This window comes from Brevibacterium sp. S22 (assembly GCF_004745485.1).
Classification (GTDB): Bacteria; Actinomycetota; Actinomycetes; order Actinomycetales; family Brevibacteriaceae; genus Brevibacterium.
The window spans coordinates 14,396-31,282 of record NZ_RHFG01000038.1; the positions used below are offsets into that span (position 1 = coordinate 14,396).

At 66.4% G+C, this 16,887-nt stretch carries 13 protein-coding genes and 1 pseudogene; 3 read left to right on the forward strand and 11 right to left on the reverse strand.

All coding sequences use genetic code 11. The annotated features are described in order from the left end of the window. Positions 1-6: 6 nt before the first annotated feature. Complete coding sequence (locus tag EB835_RS18815) at positions 7-1,314, reverse strand: DUF6986 family protein (protein ID WP_240688859.1); 1,308 nt, start codon at positions 1,312-1,314, stop codon at positions 7-9. A gap of 103 nt (positions 1,315-1,417) precedes the next feature. Next, the gene (locus EB835_RS18820; RefSeq protein ID WP_135810973.1) at positions 1,418-2,797 is read right to left on the reverse strand and encodes an NAD-dependent malic enzyme; all 1,380 of its coding nucleotides are present in this window, start codon (positions 2,795-2,797) and stop codon (positions 1,418-1,420) included. A 162-nt stretch (positions 2,798-2,959) separates the two neighbouring features. Here EB835_RS18820 and EB835_RS18825 point away from each other — a divergent pair, with 162 nt between their 5' ends. Continuing rightward, positions 2,960-3,739: an IclR family transcriptional regulator gene (locus EB835_RS18825; protein WP_135810974.1), complete on the forward strand. Its 780-nt coding sequence runs from the start codon at positions 2,960-2,962 to the stop codon at positions 3,737-3,739. Between the two features lie 6 nt (positions 3,740-3,745). Here the strand turns inward: EB835_RS18825 and aceE are convergent, their stop codons facing one another. The 4 genes from aceE to uraD all read right to left on the reverse strand — a co-directional run bounded on the left by aceE (position 3,746) and on the right by uraD (position 8,461). Continuing rightward, entirely contained in the window at positions 3,746-6,493 is a 2,748-nt protein-coding gene (gene aceE, locus EB835_RS18830; RefSeq protein WP_135810975.1) for a pyruvate dehydrogenase (acetyl-transferring), homodimeric type, read from the reverse strand. 95 nt (positions 6,494-6,588) lie between these two features. Continuing rightward, the gene (gene pucL, locus EB835_RS18835; protein ID WP_135810976.1) at positions 6,589-7,473 is read right to left on the reverse strand and encodes a factor-independent urate hydroxylase; all 885 of its coding nucleotides are present in this window, start codon (positions 7,471-7,473) and stop codon (positions 6,589-6,591) included. Between the two features lie 155 nt (positions 7,474-7,628). Beyond that, positions 7,629-7,952: a hydroxyisourate hydrolase gene (gene uraH, locus EB835_RS18840; RefSeq protein WP_135810977.1), complete on the reverse strand. Its 324-nt coding sequence runs from the start codon at positions 7,950-7,952 to the stop codon at positions 7,629-7,631. Beyond that, a complete protein-coding gene (uraD, locus tag EB835_RS18845; protein WP_346763166.1) occupies positions 7,949-8,461 on the reverse strand; it encodes a 2-oxo-4-hydroxy-4-carboxy-5-ureidoimidazoline decarboxylase in 513 nt (170 codons plus the stop codon). Before uraD ends, uraH begins: the two co-directional genes overlap by 4 nt. Positions 8,462-8,639: 178 nt before the next feature. Here uraD and EB835_RS18850 point away from each other — a divergent pair, with 178 nt between their 5' ends. Together EB835_RS18850 and bcp are read left to right on the forward strand one after the other, a co-directional pair. Next, positions 8,640-9,833: a glycerate kinase gene (locus EB835_RS18850; RefSeq protein WP_205749983.1), complete on the forward strand. Its 1,194-nt coding sequence runs from the start codon at positions 8,640-8,642 to the stop codon at positions 9,831-9,833. After that, positions 9,830-10,309 carry a thioredoxin-dependent thiol peroxidase gene (gene bcp / locus EB835_RS18855; protein WP_135810979.1) on the forward strand — a complete coding sequence of 160 codons (480 nt, stop codon included), beginning with the start codon at positions 9,830-9,832 and terminating at the stop codon, positions 10,307-10,309. Before EB835_RS18850 ends, bcp begins: the two co-directional genes overlap by 4 nt. Positions 10,310-10,384: 75 nt before the next feature. Here the strand turns inward: bcp and EB835_RS18860 are convergent, their stop codons facing one another. The 5 genes and pseudogenes from EB835_RS18860 to EB835_RS18880 form a co-directional block, all read right to left on the reverse strand. Further along, positions 10,385-11,374, reverse strand: coding sequence for a DUF559 domain-containing protein (locus tag EB835_RS18860; protein ID WP_168216790.1), 990 nt, complete (start codon positions 11,372-11,374; stop codon positions 10,385-10,387). Positions 11,375-11,519: 145 nt separating this feature from the next. Then, positions 11,520-12,851: an allantoinase AllB gene (allB, locus tag EB835_RS18865; protein WP_135810986.1), complete on the reverse strand. Its 1,332-nt coding sequence runs from the start codon at positions 12,849-12,851 to the stop codon at positions 11,520-11,522. A gap of 130 nt (positions 12,852-12,981) precedes the next feature. Further along, entirely contained in the window at positions 12,982-14,781 is a 1,800-nt protein-coding gene (gene gcl, locus EB835_RS18870; protein WP_135810981.1) for a glyoxylate carboligase, read from the reverse strand. Between the two features lie 98 nt (positions 14,782-14,879). Next, a pseudogene (locus EB835_RS18875) lies at positions 14,880-15,779 on the reverse strand (2-hydroxy-3-oxopropionate reductase); the annotation flags it as partial. 19 nt (positions 15,780-15,798) lie between these two features. Further along, positions 15,799-16,623, reverse strand: coding sequence for a hydroxypyruvate isomerase family protein (locus EB835_RS18880; protein WP_135810983.1), 825 nt, complete (start codon positions 16,621-16,623; stop codon positions 15,799-15,801). Between the last annotated feature and the right edge of the window lie 264 nt (positions 16,624-16,887).

The window sequence follows — 16,887 nt, forward strand, 5'->3', positions numbered from 1 at the left end:
TGGTGCTCAGTCGAGCGAGCCGGTGCGGGCGAGCTGCCCGAGCTGGTTGAGGCTGAGGTTCGTCCGCGAGGTCACGAAATCCTCGGTGTGGGCTCCGCAGACGAGGCCCCGGTCGAGATAGCGGGCGAGTGCCTTGGCGGTGGCGGGCTCGTCGAGGACGGTCGAATCCGCCTTGAACACGTAGTCGTGCAGGCGCTGAGCCGCCCGTGCTCCGCCTTCGCGGTAGAAGGCGAAGGTTGCGAGGAACCGGGTCGGCAGCTGGTGCGGGTGCAGGTCCCACCCCTGGTAGATCCCCCGTTTGAGGTGGCGACGGACGAGGCCGGCGTGCAGTGCCCACGCATGGTGGACCTCCTCGGGTTCGCCGAGCGGGAGGATGTTCGTCGACCCGTCGGAGAGGTGGACTCCGGTGCCGGCGACGGCGAGCATCATCTGATTCTTCGCGAAATCCGCGACCGGATGGTCCATCGCCTGGTACGCCGCGGCCACCCCCAGCGATGCCGAATAGTCATACGTTCCGTAGTGCAGCGAGGTCACGCGCCCCGCCCCGGCCTGCAGCGCCGATGCCAGCGGGACGGTGCCGTCGGCGGCGAGCACGAGCTGCGGGGTCTCCACCTGGATCTCGAAGGTGATCGTCCCCTCGCCGAGGTTGTGCTCGGCTTCCAGCGCCCGGGCAGCGAGCACCATCGCCCTCACCTGGTCGACGGTGCTGACCTTCGGCAGAGTGAGCACGAGGTTGTCCGGCAGCTGACCGCCTGTCTTGATGAGTTCGGACAGGAACAGATCGAGAGTGCGCAGACCGCGTTCCCGGGTCGCCGACTCCATGCATTTGAACCGGATGCCGACGAAGCCGGGGGCTCCCTTCTCAGTCCGCCCGGCCACCGCATCACGGGCGGCCTGGACGACCCAGCGATCCTCGGCCTCATCGCCCTGGTCGCCGAATCCGTCCTCGAAGTCCAGACGCAGGTCCTCGATCGGCTCGGTCTCGAGTTTCGCAGTGACCGCCTCGGCGAGGAGCTCGGCCTCCCTGGCCACCTGGTGGATGCTGACCACCTGGCCGGGGTTCGCGGGAGCGGTCTCCTTCCGGGCGGCGGTGATGACGCGCTCGGCCAGCTGGAGCATTCCGCCATGGGCTTCGACACAGTCAAGCGCCTGCTGCCCCCACTGGTACGGCAGGTCCGGACTCGTGCGGTCACCGGGCACGTAGACGGTGTGCACGGGTTGGCGGACGTCGCGATCGCCGGGATACGCGGTCGCCAGAAACTCGTCCGTGTCCCCCAGCAGTGAGTCGATATCGGCCAGTGTTGATCGTTCCACTTTCACATTCTCTTTCTCTGCACGGGGTTCGACGGCCAGGCGGCGATGCCTGGCCTCATTGTCTCTCATTCTCCGCCCCCGGGTGCGCAGACTCTCTGGAGTTTCAGGACGAGACCGCCGCGACCGCCTCGGCGACCTTCGTCGCGACGGCCGGATCGAACACGGAGGGGATGACATAGCCGGGGTGGAGTTCGTCCTCGGGGATGCACGAAGCGATGGCGTCGGCCGCGGCGACCATGATGTTCTCGTCGACGTCGCGGGCCTCGGCGTCGAGGAGGCCGCGGAAGATTCCGGGGAATGCGAGCACGTTGTTGATCTGGTTCGGGAAGTCGCTGCGGCCGGTGGCCACGACGGCCGCGTGCTCGGCCGCCTCTGCGGGGTCCACCTCGGGGTCGGGATTGGCCATGGCGAAGACCAGCGCGCCTTCGTTCATCGCCGCGATATCGTCCCCGCTGAGTACGTTCGGGGCGGAGACGCCGATGAACGCATCAGAGCCTGCGACGGCTTCCTTGAGAGTGCCGGAGAAGCCTTCGGGGTTCGTGTTCGCCTGCAGCCATCGCTTGTGGTCGGTGTCGACGGTCGAATCCGGCCCGATCGCACCGTCGCGGCCGCATGCGATGATGTTCGTGGCCCCGGCGACCTGGAGCAGGCGGATGATGGCATTGCCGGCCGCGCCGACCCCGGAGACGACGATGCGCAGATCCTCGAGCTTCTTACCCACGACCTTGAGGGCGTTCTGCAGCGCGGCGAGGGTGACGACGCCGGTACCGTGTTGGTCATCGTGGAAGACGGGGATATCGAGTTCGGCGCGCAGCCTGGCCTCGATCTCGAAGCAGCGCGGGGCGGCGATGTCTTCGAGGTTGATTCCGCCGTAGGCCGGGGCGATGGCCTTGCAGATGGAGATGATCTCCTCGGTGTCCTTCGTGTCAAGCGCCACCGGCCAGGCATCGACGTCGGCGAACTGCTTGAACAGCACGGCCTTGCCTTCCATCACCGGCATGGCCGCCTCGGGGCCGATGTCGCCGAGGCCGAGCACCGCGGTGCCGTCGGTGACCACGGCTACGGTGTTGCGTTTGATCGTCAGTCGTCTGGCGTCCTCCTTGTTCGCAGCGATCGCCTTGCATACGCGTGCCACACCCGGGGTGTAGGCGCGGGAGAGGTCATCGCGGTTGCGCAGGGGCACCTTCGGCGCGGATTCGAGCTTTCCGCCGAGGTGGAGCAGGAAGGTCCGGTCCGAGACCTTGCGGACGTCGACTCCGGGCAGGGCGCCCAGGGCGTCGGAGACTTCGTCGGCGTGGGCGACGTCGCGGGTATCGGCGCTGACGTCGATGATGACCGAGTGCGGAGTGGACTCGACGACGTCGAGGGCGGTGACTGACGCACCGGTGGCAGCGGCGGCGGCGACGAGGTCGGAGGTCGTGGCCTTCCCGACTTCAGTGCCGACCCGCAGGGTGATGGAGTATCCGGGGCTGGTGGCGACCATGAGCAATATCCTCCTTGATATCGAGTTTCCGTATTATGGATAATAACTTTTGCCTAGTGGAAATTCTAGGTGACGCCAGTGAATTCGGAAAGTTTCTTCCATTTCGGGTCTAGACTGAACGGAGTTTCACTGCCGAGACTCCCCACAGATTAAGGAACTTCGATGAGCAGCAAGGACACCCCGGCGATCCGCCAGTCCAAAGGCGGCGTACAGTCCGTCGAACGTGCGTTCGGACTGCTTGAGTGCATCGCGAACTCCGCCGGCTCGGCGACGCTGAGCCATATCGCCGCGGACGTCAACCTGCCCCTGCCGACGATCCACCGTCTGCTCAACACCCTGGTCAACCTCGGTGTGGTCCGGCAGCTGCCCGATCGCGGATATGCGCTCGGGCCCGGACTGGTGCGTCTCGGCGACATCGCCGGTTCGCAGCTCGGCGCGATCGCCCGTCCCTATCTGCGGGACCTCGTCGCCGAGCTCGGGGAGTCAGCGAACGTGGCGACGATGGACGGAGACATGGTCGTCTACGTCGATCAGGTCGCATCAGAGCGGCAGATGCGGATGTTCACCGAGGTGGGGCGCCGGGCGCATATGCACGCCACCGGGGTCGGCAAAGCCATCCTCGCGGGCCTGGATCCCGAGCAGGTCCGGCATATCGCCGCCACCGCCGGGATGCCCACTCCCACGGAGCACAGCGTCGGGACGATCGGCGAACTCGAGGCCGAACTCGAACGCATCCGTGAGCGCGGCTATGCCATCGACGAACAGGAGCAGGAGCTCGGGGTGCGCTGCTTCGCGATGGCCATCCCCGATGCCCCCGCACCCCTGGCGATCTCGGTGTCGGGGCCGGTCAGCCGCGTCGACCAGGCCTTCGCCGACCGCGCTATCCCGCTGCTGCGCTCGGCCGCCGCGCAGATCTCATCCGATATGCGCGGCGGTGTGTGAGCAGCCTCAGGAATCGCCGCCGGCGGTTCCCGACGTCCCCGCATTGACGTCGCCGAGGCGATAGCGTCGAGCCGCCTCGGCGGGGACGGACCTGTCGATCTCACCGCGTTTGGCCAGCAGCTGCAGCGTGCGCACGACCATCGAATGCGCGTCGATCTTGAAGTGCCGGCGGGCAGCGGCCCGGGTATCGGAGAAGCCGAACCCGTCGGCGCCGAGGGTCGCGAAGTCGTGGTCCAGATACGGCCGGATGAGATCCGGCTGGGTGGAGTCGAAATCGCTCGTGGCCACGATCGGTCCCGGCTGCCCGTCCAGCTTCCGGCGCACATAGGGCACGCGCTCGGCGGTCTCGGCCTCACCGTCGGCTGCGGTGAGCTCCGCGGCTTCGCATTCGAGCCCGTCCCGGCGCAGCTGCGCCCATGAGGTCACCGACCACACGGCGGCGTCGACGCCCCAATCGGCGGCGAGCAGCTCCCGGGCCTCGAGCGCCCAGGGCACGGCCACACCGGAGGCGAGCAGCTGCGCTTGCGGACGGTCACCCGCGGCCGCCTCGGCGACACGGTGGATCCCCTTGAGGATGCCTTCGACGTCGACGTCCTCGGGTTCGGCCGGCTGGAGCATCGGTTCGTTGTACACGGTGAGGTAGTACATGACGTTGCGCTCGTCCTCGCCGAGGTCGTGCTCGCCGTACATGCGGTGCAGACCGTCGCGGACGATGTGCCCGATCTCGTAGCCGTAGGCCGGATCATAGACGCGCACGGCCGGGTTCGTGGCCGCGAGCACCGGGGAATGCCCGTCGGCATGCTGCAGTCCCTCGCCGGTCAGGGTCGTGCGCCCGGCGGTGGCGCCGATGATGAACCCGCGGGTCATCTGGTCGCCGGCCGCCCAGAAGGCATCTCCCGTGCGCTGGAACCCGAACATCGAGTAGAACACGTAGATCGGGATCATCGGTTCGCCGTGCGTGGAGTACGCAGTGCCCGCAGCGGTGAACCCGGCTGCCGCACCCGCCTCGTTGATGCCCACATGGAGGAGCTGACCGTTCGTCGCCTCCTTGTACGAGAGGAACATCTCGCGGTCGACGGCGAGGTAGTTCTGTCCGTTCGGGTTGTAGATCTTCGCGGTCGGGAAGAATGCGTCGATTCCGAAGGTGCGGGCCTCATCAGGGATGATGGGAACGATTCGCTCGCCCAGCCCCTTCTCACGCATGAGATCCTTGAGCAGGCGGACGAAGGCCATAGTCGAGGCGGCCATCTGCTGGCCCGAACCCTTCTTCGTCTGCGTGAACGCTTTGTCGCTCGGTGCCGGCAGTGTGATCCGATTGTTCTTCGGCTTCCGCTCCGGCACGAATCCCCCGAGCTGCCGCCGCCGATCCAGCATGTACTGGATCTCTTCGGAATCCTTGCCCGGGTGATAGTAGGGCACCGCGTACGGGTCCTCGTCGATGACCTTGTCGCTGATCGGGATGTCCATCCGGTCGCGGAAGGCCTTGACATCGTCGGCGGTGAACTTCTTCATCTGGTGGGTGGCGTTGCGGGACTCGAACGTCGTCCCCAGACCGTAGCCCTTGACGGTCTGGACGAGGATGACGGTGGGCTTGCCCTTGGTGTTCACGGCCTTCTGGTAGGCGGCGAAGACCTTGTGGTAGTCGTGGCCGCCGCGCTTGAGGTTCCAGATGTCGTCATCGGACAGATGCTCGACGAGCCCCTTCGTCGCGGGGGTCCGGCCGAAGAAGTTGTCGCGGATGAATTCGCCGGATTCGGCCTTGAAGGTCTGATAGTCCCCGTCGAGGGTCTCGTTCATGATCTTCACGAGGTCGCCGGTGCGGTCGGCGGCGAGCAGCTCATCCCATTCCCGGCCCCACAGCACCTTGATGACGTCCCACCCGGCTCCGGTGAAGGTCGCCTCGAGCTCCTGAACGATCTTGCCGTTTCCACGCACCGGCCCGTCGAGGCGCTGGAGGTTGCAGTTGATGACGAAGGTGAGGTTGTCCAGCCCCTCGTTCGCGGCCAGCTGCAGGGCACCGCGCGATTCGGGTTCGTCCATCTCGCCGTCGCCGAGGTACGCCCATACCCGCTGTTCCGAGGTGTCGGAGATGCCCCGGTGGTGGAGGTAGCGGTTCATCTGCGCCTGATAGATCGCATTGATCGGGCCCAGCCCCATCGACACGGTCGGGAACTGCCAGAATTCCGGCATCAGCCGCGGGTGGGGGTAGGAACTCAGCCCATGCGGGGCACGTGAGATCTCCTGCCGGAATCCGTCCAGATCGGCCTCGCCGAGGCGGCCCTCGAGGAACGCTCGAGCGTACATTCCCGGTGAGGCATGACCCTGGAAGAAGACCTGATCGCCGCCGCCGGGATGGTCCTGGCCGCGGAAGAAGTTGTTGAATCCGATCTCGTAGAGCGTGGCGGCGCCGGCGTAGGTGGAGATGTGTCCGCCCACCGAGATCTCGGGCCTCTGTGCCCGGTGGACGAGCATGGCGGCGTTCCAGCGCAGCCATTTGCGGAAGCGGCGTTCGACCTTCTCCTCACCAGGGTAGAAGGGTTCCTGATCGACGGGAATCGTGTTGACATAGTCGGTGGTGGTGACCTTGGGTTGGGCGACGGAGTTCGTGGCCGCGCGAGCGCGCAGCGCCTCCATGATCTCGCCCGCGCGCTGGGTTCCGCGCGCGTCGACGAGCCCCTCCCAGGACTCGAGCCATTCATCGACTTCTTCGTCGGTGATTCCCCTCGGACTCGCCGAGGTTGTGTCCTGTGTCATAACGGGGGTTTCCTTCTCGCGGGGTCCGGGCTCCCGGAACAGTACCCCGGGAGCCCGGAGATGGAAAGTCCTGTCTCAGCAGGTGATGTTCGGTCTCAGCAGAAGCCTGCGACCTGTGCCCACGCGTCCTTGTTCTCGTCGACGCCTTCGCGGGTGAAGGTGGCTTCGATGAGTCCGTAGGGGCGGTCGGCGACGATGAAGACCTCGTTCGGATTCTCCAGTCCGAAGCGTTCGATGTCGTAGAGGAAGTGGTGCTTGTTCGGGCAGGAGAAGCGGATCTCGTCGATCTCCGGCACGGCCTCGATGACCTTCTCGCCCATCTGGTAGAGCGTGTGCTGCAGCGCGTGGGAGAAGTGATCGGTGAAGGAGTCGAGGATGATCTCCTTGACCTTGACGTACACGGCCTCGAAGTCGAGGTCGGTGGTGTTGTAGATCCACCGCGTGGCGATATCGGTGGCCAGGATCCGGTCCTCGGTCTCCGGCAGCGTCGTGTACTTGTCCTTCGGGTAGCCGACGAAGCCCGATTCGGTGGTCTTGAGCACGGTGAGACCGTTGAAGCCGGAGATCAGCGTGTCCTTCTCGCCGTCGCGGGTGAACACGACGGTGCGGACCTCGGGGGCGGACTTATAGAACGAGTGCCTGTGGTCGTTGATCCGGTCCCAGCCGTACTCTTCGGCTTCCCAGCGTCCGCCTGTGACCCAGTCGAAACTCGAGGTGAAGTGGTCGGCCAGTCCCATGAGGAACTGTTCCGGCGAGCTCACCCCCAGCTCCTTGGCCTTCGCGAAGACCGTGTTCTTCTGGGTGTCGGTGGCGACGACGTGTTCGTTGTCGCCTTCGGTGTGGGCGGTCTCGAAGTCGCCCCACAGCTGCGAGGTGACGTTGAGATCGCGGATCTCGTGACGGTCGCTGTCGCGGTAGACCCGCATGAGTCGGTTCTCCGCCTTGCCGTACTGGTTCGATGTCAGTCGGACCTTGCTCATTTTCTTCCTCCAGTTCGTCGGCGTGCGAGCATCCGCACACCGTGACCATTCGATTGGCGAGGCCAGCCGGGACGAACCGGTCGGCTTCGGCGGTTTGTTGAGGATGGAGATCCTGCAGGGGGCCTGCTTCCCCTGATGGTGATCGGGGGTCCGGCTCAGCTGCCGCGGTAGGTGCTGTAGGCGAAGGGGCTCAGCAGCAGCGGAATGTGATAGTGCTCCTGACCGGCCTGGACGGTGAAGTCGATGGTGACCACGGGGTGGAAGTGATCGACCTGCCGGGCTGCGAAATACTCGCCGGTGCCGAAGACGATCCGATAGTCCCCTGGTTCGAGGTGGTCGGGGCCGAAGTCCGAGACCCGTCCGTTGTCGTCGGTGCGGGCCGAGACGATGACCTCGTCTCCGGAGTAGAGGGTGACCTCGAGGTCGGCGGCCGGGGTTCCGACCATCGAGTCGAGTGCGTGGGCGGTGATGAAGCTCATGAGAGGATCCCTTCGAGTCTCAGTTCGGCGATCTGGATGAGCTGCTCGCCGACTTCGGCGTTCTCATCCTCTTCGGTGTTGTCCATGCGGCGCTGCAGTTCGGACAGGACTTCTTCGGGGGTCCGGCCGGCGGCACGGATGAGGAACACGCGGTCGAAGCGGGCTTCGTAGGCGGAGTTTCCAGCGGCCAACTGGGACTGGACATCCGCTTCCAGGGCGCCGAGTCCGGCCTGTTCACGGGTCGAATGGGCCGCCTCGGCGCCTTCGCCTTTCGCCTTCTCACCGATGCGCGGATGATGGGACATAGCCGCGTCGATCTCGGCGGTGGTCAGCGGTGCGGCGGAACGAGACGCGGCCTCGGCGGCGTCGAAGTCGGCCAGAGGGCGGGAGTCGATGACCGCGTCGATCCACCGGTCGACGTCGAGACAGGGACGCAGAACTCCGCGGGCAGCATCGGCTGGGAGTCGATTGAACTCGGCCAGGTCCACGGTGACCTCCTCGGCAGGCACTGAATGATTTTCACCGTTCGGAATACCATTTCCGAACAACTGATCCGAGTCTGCTGGCACCCACCGGCAATGTCAAATTGCTCACACAGTATTGTGGAAACTTTCTTCCGTATGATGGATACTAGTCGTGTGGCAATCGCCGCACACCCGGCCATCGACGATGAGGTTGAATGAGTGTATGAGCCTGAATACGACAGATCAGACCCCGTCAATCGTCTGCGCCCCTGACTCCTTCAAGGGCTCAGCCTCCGCGCCCGGCGCCGCAGCCGCCATGGCCCGCGGCGCCCGGGCGGTCTTCCCCGATGCCCGAGTCACCGAGCTGCCCTTCGCCGACGGCGGGGAGGGCACGCTCGACGCCCTGCTGGCCGTATGGGGCACTCAGCCGCGCACCGTGGACACGGTCGATGCACTGGGCAGAGCCACCTCGGCGGCCTTCGGCCTCTCCCCCGACGGAACCACCGCGGTCATCGAAGCGGCCCAGGCCAATGGGCTGCCGCAGGTCTCGGACGTGGAGCTGCGGCCCGAACGCGCCGACACCTTCGGCGTCGGGCTCATCGCATCCGCGGCACTCGACCTCGGGGTCGAGGAGATCCTGCTGTGCATCGGCGGTTCGGCGAGCACGGACGGCGGGGCCGGGATCCTCGCAGCCCTCGGTGCACGCTTCACCGATGCGGACGGCAACGCCTGCGCACCCGGCGGCGGTGGGCTGGCCGCGATCTCCGCGGTCGACACCACAGGGCTGGACCAGCGGGCCGCTGCGGTGCGGTGGCGCATCGCCGTCGATGTCGACAATCCGCTCACCGGACCCCGCGGGGCCGCTGCGGTCTTCGGCCCGCAGAAGGGAGCGGACGCGGACTCGGTGGCCGTACTCGATTCCGGACTCGGCCACTTGGCCGAAGTGCTCACCGGCACCTCGGCTGAGGCCGAAGCCCTGGCGGCGACGCCGGGGTTCGGGGCCGCCGGCGGAATCCCGCTGGCGCTGACGACCCTGCTGGGCGCCGAGGTGGTGCCCGGATCGACGATGGTCGCCGAGGCCGTGGGACTGTCTGCGGCACTGACCGGCGCCGATCTCGTGCTCACCGGGGAGGGATCATTCGATTCCCAGTCCTTGGGCGGGAAGGTCGTCGCGGCTGTGCGCGATCATGCCCCCGCCTCGGCGAGGGTGATCGTCATCGCCGGTCGGGTCGGCCTGTCCGCCGCGGAGTGCCGGGAGGCCGGGATCACTGCGGCGCTGTCGATCGCACCGGGACCGGCGGACCTTCACACCCTGTCCGAGCGCGCCGAAGCGCTCATCGAAGACACGGCCGCGCAGGCGTGCGCACTCAGCTCGCCGCGGGACACACCATTTCAACGACGAAAGGACGCACCATGACCACGACCACCCAGACTCAGCTTGCCGTCGGAGACATCGCTCCCGACTTCACACTCACCGACGCGGAGGGACGGACCGTGTCGAAGACCGACTACGCCGGCCGCAGCGTCATCCTCTACTTCTACCCGAAGGCCGCATCACCGGGCTGCACCACGGAGGCCTGCGATTTCCGGGACAATCTCTCGGCGCTGTCGGCAGCCGGCTTCGAGGTCCTCGGGGTCTCCCCCGATGACACCGAGTCGCTCAAGGAGTTCGCCGCCGAGGAGGGGCTGACGTTCTCGCTGCTCTCCGACCCCGGCGCTGCGGTCGCGAAGGCCTACGGCAGCTATGGTCAGAAGACGATCGGTGAGCACACGTTCCAGGGCACTCAGCGCTCGACCTTCGTCATCGGCGCCGACGGCACGCTGACTCACGCCGAGTACGACGTCGACGCCCGCGGCCACGTAGCCCGCCTCCGCACCCAACTCCTCCCCTGATTTGCTACCTGACGGCGGCTCAGCAACCTCACAGCGCGAGGTTGCTGAGCCGCCGTCAGGTAGTTTTGGGCGGGATCATCCGGTGCGCAGACGGGCCGCGAGGATACCGAGGATGCGCTCGAACGGCGCAGTGCGGAACAGATCACCGAAGCTCAGGCGGATGATCTTGTAACCCCTGGCTTCGAGTGCGGCTTCGCGCGCCTTCTCTGCGGCGATGCTCTCGCGGGGTGAGCGGCCGTCCATCGTGTACTTCTCGAGTCCGTCGATCTCGATGATCAGGCGGGCATCGTGGTTGCAGAAGTCGACCCGGGCGATGACCTCGCCGAGGTGGCCGAAGAATTCGATCTGCGGCTCGAATCCGGTGATGCCGTGTTCGAAGAACCGCACCGCAGCGATCGACTCCGATGGGGCTTCGCGCCGGCCGTCGGTGAGGTCGAGGGCGCGCAGCACCGCCGCGTCTCCGTGGGATTCGGGACATTCCTCCAACACCGCCTCGATGCGGAAACGACTGGTGCGGCGCCGGCGGATCACCTCGTCGAACATCGGCACGGACAGATCGGGGCCGTAGTCGCGGGCGATATCGATGAGCGTGCGCTCCATCGTCGTCACGGCGCAGATGCCGACCATCTTCCGATGCGCAGACGGGACTTCGCGGTTGCGTACCAAGAGATGCCGGTATTTGCGGCTGACGTTCGGGCGACACACCTCGACCCTCGTCTCGGCCGGATAGGCGATCGGCAGTCCGTGGATGAGGGCCGCCGACAGGTGCGAGAAGACCTCGCGTCCCTTCGTCACCCGCCATCGGCCCGATGCGGTGTGGATCCTCTCTGCACGTGTGCGGATGAGCACCCTCAGGGGTTCGATCTCATCGCGCATATCGCCCTGGTGGCCGAACTCTTCGAAGTCCTCTTCGCTCATTGCCGTCCAGATGGCTTCGTGTCGTGCATCATCGCACGACCCCGTCGCCACATAGCGCCCGCGGGCGATGCGCGAGAGGCAGCATTTCTCTCCGCGCCGGACCTCGTCCTTGGTGAATCCCAGCCGATAGAGCTTCTCAGTTGTCATACACAGATACATGACACCAAACTGCACTATTCGTCATCAATAGACAATAGTCGTGGGCAATCTGTGGATAACTCCTCCCCAGAACTACCTGACGGCGGCTCTGCAACCTGGCGCCAGGTTGCAGAGCCGCCGTCAGGTAGCAATTTCAGGGGGCGGTGAGGAGGCGGCCGGCGGGCGTCTCGAAGTCGACCGGGGCTCCGCGCAGCAGCGTCTGCGTGACTCGACCTCGGACGGTGCGCGTGTCATAGGCGCTGATCTGGTTCCGGTGGTAGAGCTCCGTGGCCCGCACAGTCCACTCCTCGTCGGGGGCGAAGACGGCGAAGTCCGCATCATTGCCCTCGGCGATCGCTCCCTTGCCCCCGACCCGGGCCACGGCCGCCGGTGCCGCCGACATCCAGCCGACCACCTCGGCGAGTGAGATTCCGCGCTTCGCGGCTTCGGTCCACACGAGCGAGAGCCCCAGCTGCAGTGACGAGATTCCGCCCCATGCGGCACCGAAGTCGCCGGTGTCGAGCAGTTTGAGTTCTGCCGTCGAGGGCGAATGGTCGGAGACGATGCAGTCGATCGTGCCCTCGATGAGCCCCTGCCACAGGGCCTCCCGGTTCGATTCCTCGCGGATCGGCGGACAGCATTTGTGGGTCGTCGCCCCGTCCGGGATCTCCTCGGCGGTGAAGACGAGGTAGTGCGGGCAGGTCTCGACGGTGAGCTTGATGCCCTCGGCCTTGGCCGCGGCGATCTGGCCCAGCGCATCCGCCGAAGACAGGTGCAGGATGTGTGCCCTGGCCCCGGTCTCCCGAGCGGCCTCGATGACACGGGCGATCGCGACGTTCTCGGCCTCGCGGGGTCGCGTGGCGAGGAAGTCGGCGAACTTCGGGCCCGAATTCTTCGGCGCCGACGACATCACCTCGTGGTCCTCGGCGTGGACGATGAGCATCCCGTCGAAAGAGGCGATCTCGGCCATGTCCGTCTTCATCTCGGCGGGTTCCAGGGGTGGGAACTCCTCGACCCCGGAGTCCTCGAGGAAGCACTTGAACCCGAACACCCCGGCTTCGTGCAATGGCCGCAGATCCGCGGTGTTGCCGGGAATCGCCCCGCCCCAGAATCCGACGTCGACGAAGGCCTTGGGTCCGGCGACCTCGCGCTTGGCCTCCAAGGCTGCGACATTCACCGTCGGCGGCAGCGAATTCAGCGGCATGTCGACGATCGTCGTCACGCCCCCGGCCGCGGCCGCGCGGGTGGCGCTGGCGAAGCCCTCCCACTCGGCGCGGCCGGGGTCGTTGACGTGGACATGGGAGTCGACGAGTCCGGGCAGCAGCACCTGATCGTCGTCGATCTCGATGATCTCTGCCCCCGCCGAGGCGGCCGCGCCCAGTTCCTGCCCACCGCGGGCGATCTCGGCGATCTTTCCGTCTCGGACACCGACCTGCACGGAGTCGAGGCCGTCGGGCAGCAGTGCCGCCTCGGCGCGGATGATCAGATCGAAGTTGGCGTCATTGCTCAATGTTCCTCCTCAGTCGCCCTGCCCGGCAGGCCGACGGCACGCTTTCGGTATACCGTTCTAGCCTACTCGGCCCGGACGATTCGGCCCAGCCCCTTGGCAGGCAGGCCTATTTCGCTGCGGCGAGTTCGCCCATCGGGGTCAGCGCGCTCGGGGCATCGGCCGGGGTCTGGGCGAGGGTCTCGAACTCATTGATCTTATCGAGGGCGGTGCCCATCGAGATGTTCGTGACGCGTTCGAGGATGACCTCGACGACCACGGGCACTTGGTGCTCATCCATGAGCTCCTTGGCGACGCGCAGGCCTTCGCCGATGAGCTCGGGGTCCTCGACGCGCAATGCCTTGCAGCCGAGCCCGTGGGCCACGGCCACATGGTCGACGCCGTAGCCGGACGACGCTGAGCCGGCGGCGTTGATGTTCTCGAACGCCAGTGACACCTCGTAGTCCATCTCGAATCCGCGCTGGGACTGGCGGATGAGGCCCAGGTAGGAGTTGTTGACGACGACGTGGACGTACGGGATCTTGTGCTGGGCGCCGACGGCGAGCTCTTCGATCATGAACTGGAAGTCGTAGTCGCCCGACAGCGCCACGACGGTATCGTCCGGTTTGGCTTTCGCCACGCCGAGGGCTGCCGGGCCGGTCCAGCCCAGGGGTCCGGCCTGTCCTGCGTTGATCCAGTTCCGGGGTCGGTAGACGTGCAGCATCTGGGCACCGGCGATCTGGCTCAGCCCGATCGTCGAGACATAGGTGACGTCGCGGCCGAAGGCCTGATTCATCTCTTGGTAGACCCGCTGCGGTTTGATCGGGACCTCGGTGAAGTTCGTCTTCCGGTGCTCGGTCGACTTCCTCGCCGTGCATTCGGCGGCCCAGCCGGTGAAGTCCGGCAGGGCTCGTTCACCCGAGCGCCCGCGCGTGGCTGCCAGCAGTGCGTCGAGGGCCGCCCCTGCATCCGAGGCGACACCGAAGTCAGGGGCGAAGACGCGTCCGATCTGGGTGGGTTCGATGTCGATATGGACGAATTTCCGGCCCTTGCGGTAAACGTCGAGGTCCCCGGTGTGGCGGTTGGCCCAGCGGTTGCCGAGGCCGATCACGAGGTCGGATTCGAGGAAGGATGCGTTGCCGTAGCGCACGTGCGTCTGGATGCCGACCATGCCCGCGGCCAGCGGGTGGTCGTCGGGGATCGCACCCCAGCCCATGAGGGTCGGTGAGACCGGGATGGAGGTGAGTTCGGCGAACTCGACGAGGCGGTCGGCGGCGTCGGCGTTGATGATGCCGCCGCCGGCGATGATGATCGGGTGCTCCGCCTCGGCGATGAGATCGAGGATCTTCTCCGCCTGCGCCGAGGTTGCTGCGGGCTTTGCCGGAGTCAGAGGTTCGTAGGCATCGATGTCGAATTCGATCTCGGTCTGCTGCACGTCGATGGGCAGGTCGATGAGTACGGGTCCGGGCCGAGCCGAGCGCATGAGTTGGAACGCGGACTGGAAGACCCCGGGAACCTGTCCGGCCTCGAGGACGGTCTTGGCCATCTTCGTCACCGGCCCAGCGATGGAGGCGATGTCGACGGCTTGGAAGTCTTCTTTGTCGAGCACGGCGACAGGGGCTTGGCCGGTGATGCACAGGATCGGCTGGGAGTCGGCGGCCGCCGCGTAGAGGCCGGTGATCATGTCCGTGCCGGCCGGCCCCGAGGTGCCCAGGCAGACTCCGATGTTGCCGGGGGCGGCGCGAGTGTACCCGTCGGCCATGTGTGAGGCTCCCTCGACGTGGCGAGCCAGAGTGTGGCGGATTCCGCCGTGGGCCTTCATCGCCGAGTAGAGCGGGTTGATGGCTGCTCCCGGCAGCCCGAAGGTCTCGGTGGCGCCTTCCTTCTCGAGGATGAGCACCACGGCGTCGACTGCGCGCATGCCTGTCATTGTTCGTCCTTTGTTCGTGAGCCGGCGACGACGCTGTCGCCGGCTCGGTTCATGGTGGGGCCCCGGGATGGGAGGCATTTCCCCGCCGAGGCGGTCGTTCAGTTCTCGGTCTTGCCTGAGAGCTGTTCGACGACGGTGAAGAGACCCGAGTGGTCGAGCCCTCCGTTGCCCTGCTGCACCGTCGAGGCGACGAGCTGGGCGACGGTGGCCCCGAGCGGGATCGCGACTCCGGCCTCCCGGGCGGCGGCGGTGACGATGCCCATGTCCTTGTGGTGGAGCTCGAGCCGGAACCCGGGGTCGAAGGAGCGGTCGAGCATCTTCTGCCCCTTCTGATCGAGCACCTTGGATCCCGCCAGCCCTCCGCCGAGGACCTGCAGGGCGGCACCGGTCTCGACTCCATAGGCTTCGAGGAAGACGACAGCCTCGGCGAGCAGTCCGATATTGCCGGCGACCATGAGCTGGTTCGCGGCCTTGACGGTCTGCCCGGCTCCCGAGGGACCGACGAGCACGATGGTCTTGCCGACGGCGTCGAAGACCTCGCTCATCGCGTCGAAATCGGTCTTGTCACCGCCGACCATGATGGACAGGACTCCGTCGATGGCTCCGGGTTCGCCACCGGAGACGGGAGCGTCGAGGGGCTTGAGGCCGGCCTCGACGGCCTTGTCCGCGAGCTCCTTGGCGATGTCGGGACGGATGGTGGAGAAGTCGATCCAGGTGGCCCCGGCAGAAGCGTGGGCGAGGATTCCGTCGTCACCGGTCAGCACGGCTTCGACGTCGGGTGAGTCGGGAACCATGGTGATGATGACATCGGCCCCGGTCACCGCCTCGGCGATGGTGGCGGCGGCACTGCCACCCGCCTCGGCGAGGGTGTCGGCCTTGGCCCGGGTGCGGTTGAAGCCGCGGACGTCGAATCCCGCGTTGACGAGATTCTTGGCCATGGGCAGACCCATGATTCCGAGTCCGATGAAAGCGATTGTCTTGGACATGGTGGGGTTTCCTTCGTGTCGGTGTGGCGTGTCAGGCGGTCTGGGCGGCGCGGTCGAGCCAGTCGAAGGCGGTGGCGCGGTCTTGCTTGTATTCGAGTGCGACGGACCCGGTGTAGCCGAGGTCGAAGGCGCGGTCGATCCAGTCGCGCAGCGGCAGCGATCCGGTTCCGGGCGCCCCGCGGCCGTCGGCGTCGGCGATCTGGATGTGGCCGAAGTTCGCCGCCTCGGCTTCGATGACGGCGGGGACGTCGTCGCCGTTGACGTGCATGTGATAGAAGTCGGCGAGCACGGCGATGTTCCCGGGTCCGTCGGCACGGACCTGCGCGACCACCTCGGCGGCGTCGGCATAGCGCTTGAGCGGGTAGGCCTCGGCTCCGGAGACGGGTTCGACGAGGACGGTGCCGCCGATCTCGTCGACGGCCCGGGCGGCCAGCGCGAGGTTGGCTGCGGCTGTGGCGTCCTGGGCGGCCGGGTCCTGCCCTTCGGTGCGCAGTCCGTAGAGGGCGTTGAAGGCGCGGCAGCCGGTGCGGCGGCCGATCTCGACGACGACGGCGACGTTGGCGGCGAAGTCCTCTTCGGCGCCGATGACCGAGACCATACCCCGATCGCCGGCGGCCATGTTCCCGGCCCAGAAGTTCAGGCCGGCGAGTTCGACGCCGGCGGTCTCCAGCGAGGCGATGAACTCATCGACCTCCGCCGAGGTGGGACGCGGGTTGCCGTCGAAGGGCCACCAGAATTCGACGCGGTCGAAGCCGGCGTCCTTCGCAGCCTGGGCACGCTCACACACGGGCAGCTCGGTGAGTAGGGTCGAACAGTTGAGGACATAGCTGCTGGGTGAGGTGAAGGCCTGGGACATGGAGCTCTCCTTTGAGTTGCCTATTGTTTCCGAATCGTGGAAGTTTGTTTCCATTCCGTGAAATAAGCATAAGTCGCCCGCGGACTTCCCGTCAAGACCTCCCTCCCAAAACAACCCGACGGCGGCTCAGCAACCTCGCGCTGTGAGTATTGACAGTGGCTGGTCTGGGACTGGCTGGCAGAGTAGGTGTTGGCCTCTCCATCCCGTGATCGTGACTCCACCTTGCGCTGACCCACACAGTGGTGTCGTGACCTCGATTTGTCC

What these genes read in the sequence shown, in the direction of transcription:
- EB835_RS18820 (WP_135810973.1), bottom strand. Translation starts at nt 2,797, where the DNA reads ATGGTCGCCACCAGCCCCGGATACTCCATCACCCTGCGGGTCGGCACT.
- EB835_RS18825 (WP_135810974.1), top strand. Translation starts at nt 2,960, where the DNA reads ATGAGCAGCAAGGACACCCCGGCGATCCGCCAGTCCAAAGGCGGCGTA.
- aceE (WP_135810975.1), bottom strand. Translation starts at nt 6,493, where the DNA reads ATGACACAGGACACAACCTCGGCGAGTCCGAGGGGAATCACCGACGAA.
- pucL (WP_135810976.1), bottom strand. Translation starts at nt 7,473, where the DNA reads ATGAGCAAGGTCCGACTGACATCGAACCAGTACGGCAAGGCGGAGAAC.
- uraH (WP_135810977.1), bottom strand. Translation starts at nt 7,952, where the DNA reads ATGAGCTTCATCACCGCCCACGCACTCGACTCGATGGTCGGAACCCCG.
- EB835_RS18850 (WP_205749983.1), top strand. Translation starts at nt 8,640, where the DNA reads ATGAGCCTGAATACGACAGATCAGACCCCGTCAATCGTCTGCGCCCCT.
- bcp (WP_135810979.1), top strand. Translation starts at nt 9,830, where the DNA reads ATGACCACGACCACCCAGACTCAGCTTGCCGTCGGAGACATCGCTCCC.
- EB835_RS18860 (WP_168216790.1), bottom strand. Translation starts at nt 11,374, where the DNA reads ATGACAACTGAGAAGCTCTATCGGCTGGGATTCACCAAGGACGAGGTC.
- gcl (WP_135810981.1), bottom strand. Translation starts at nt 14,781, where the DNA reads ATGACAGGCATGCGCGCAGTCGACGCCGTGGTGCTCATCCTCGAGAAG.
- EB835_RS18880 (WP_135810983.1), bottom strand. Translation starts at nt 16,623, where the DNA reads ATGTCCCAGGCCTTCACCTCACCCAGCAGCTATGTCCTCAACTGTTCG.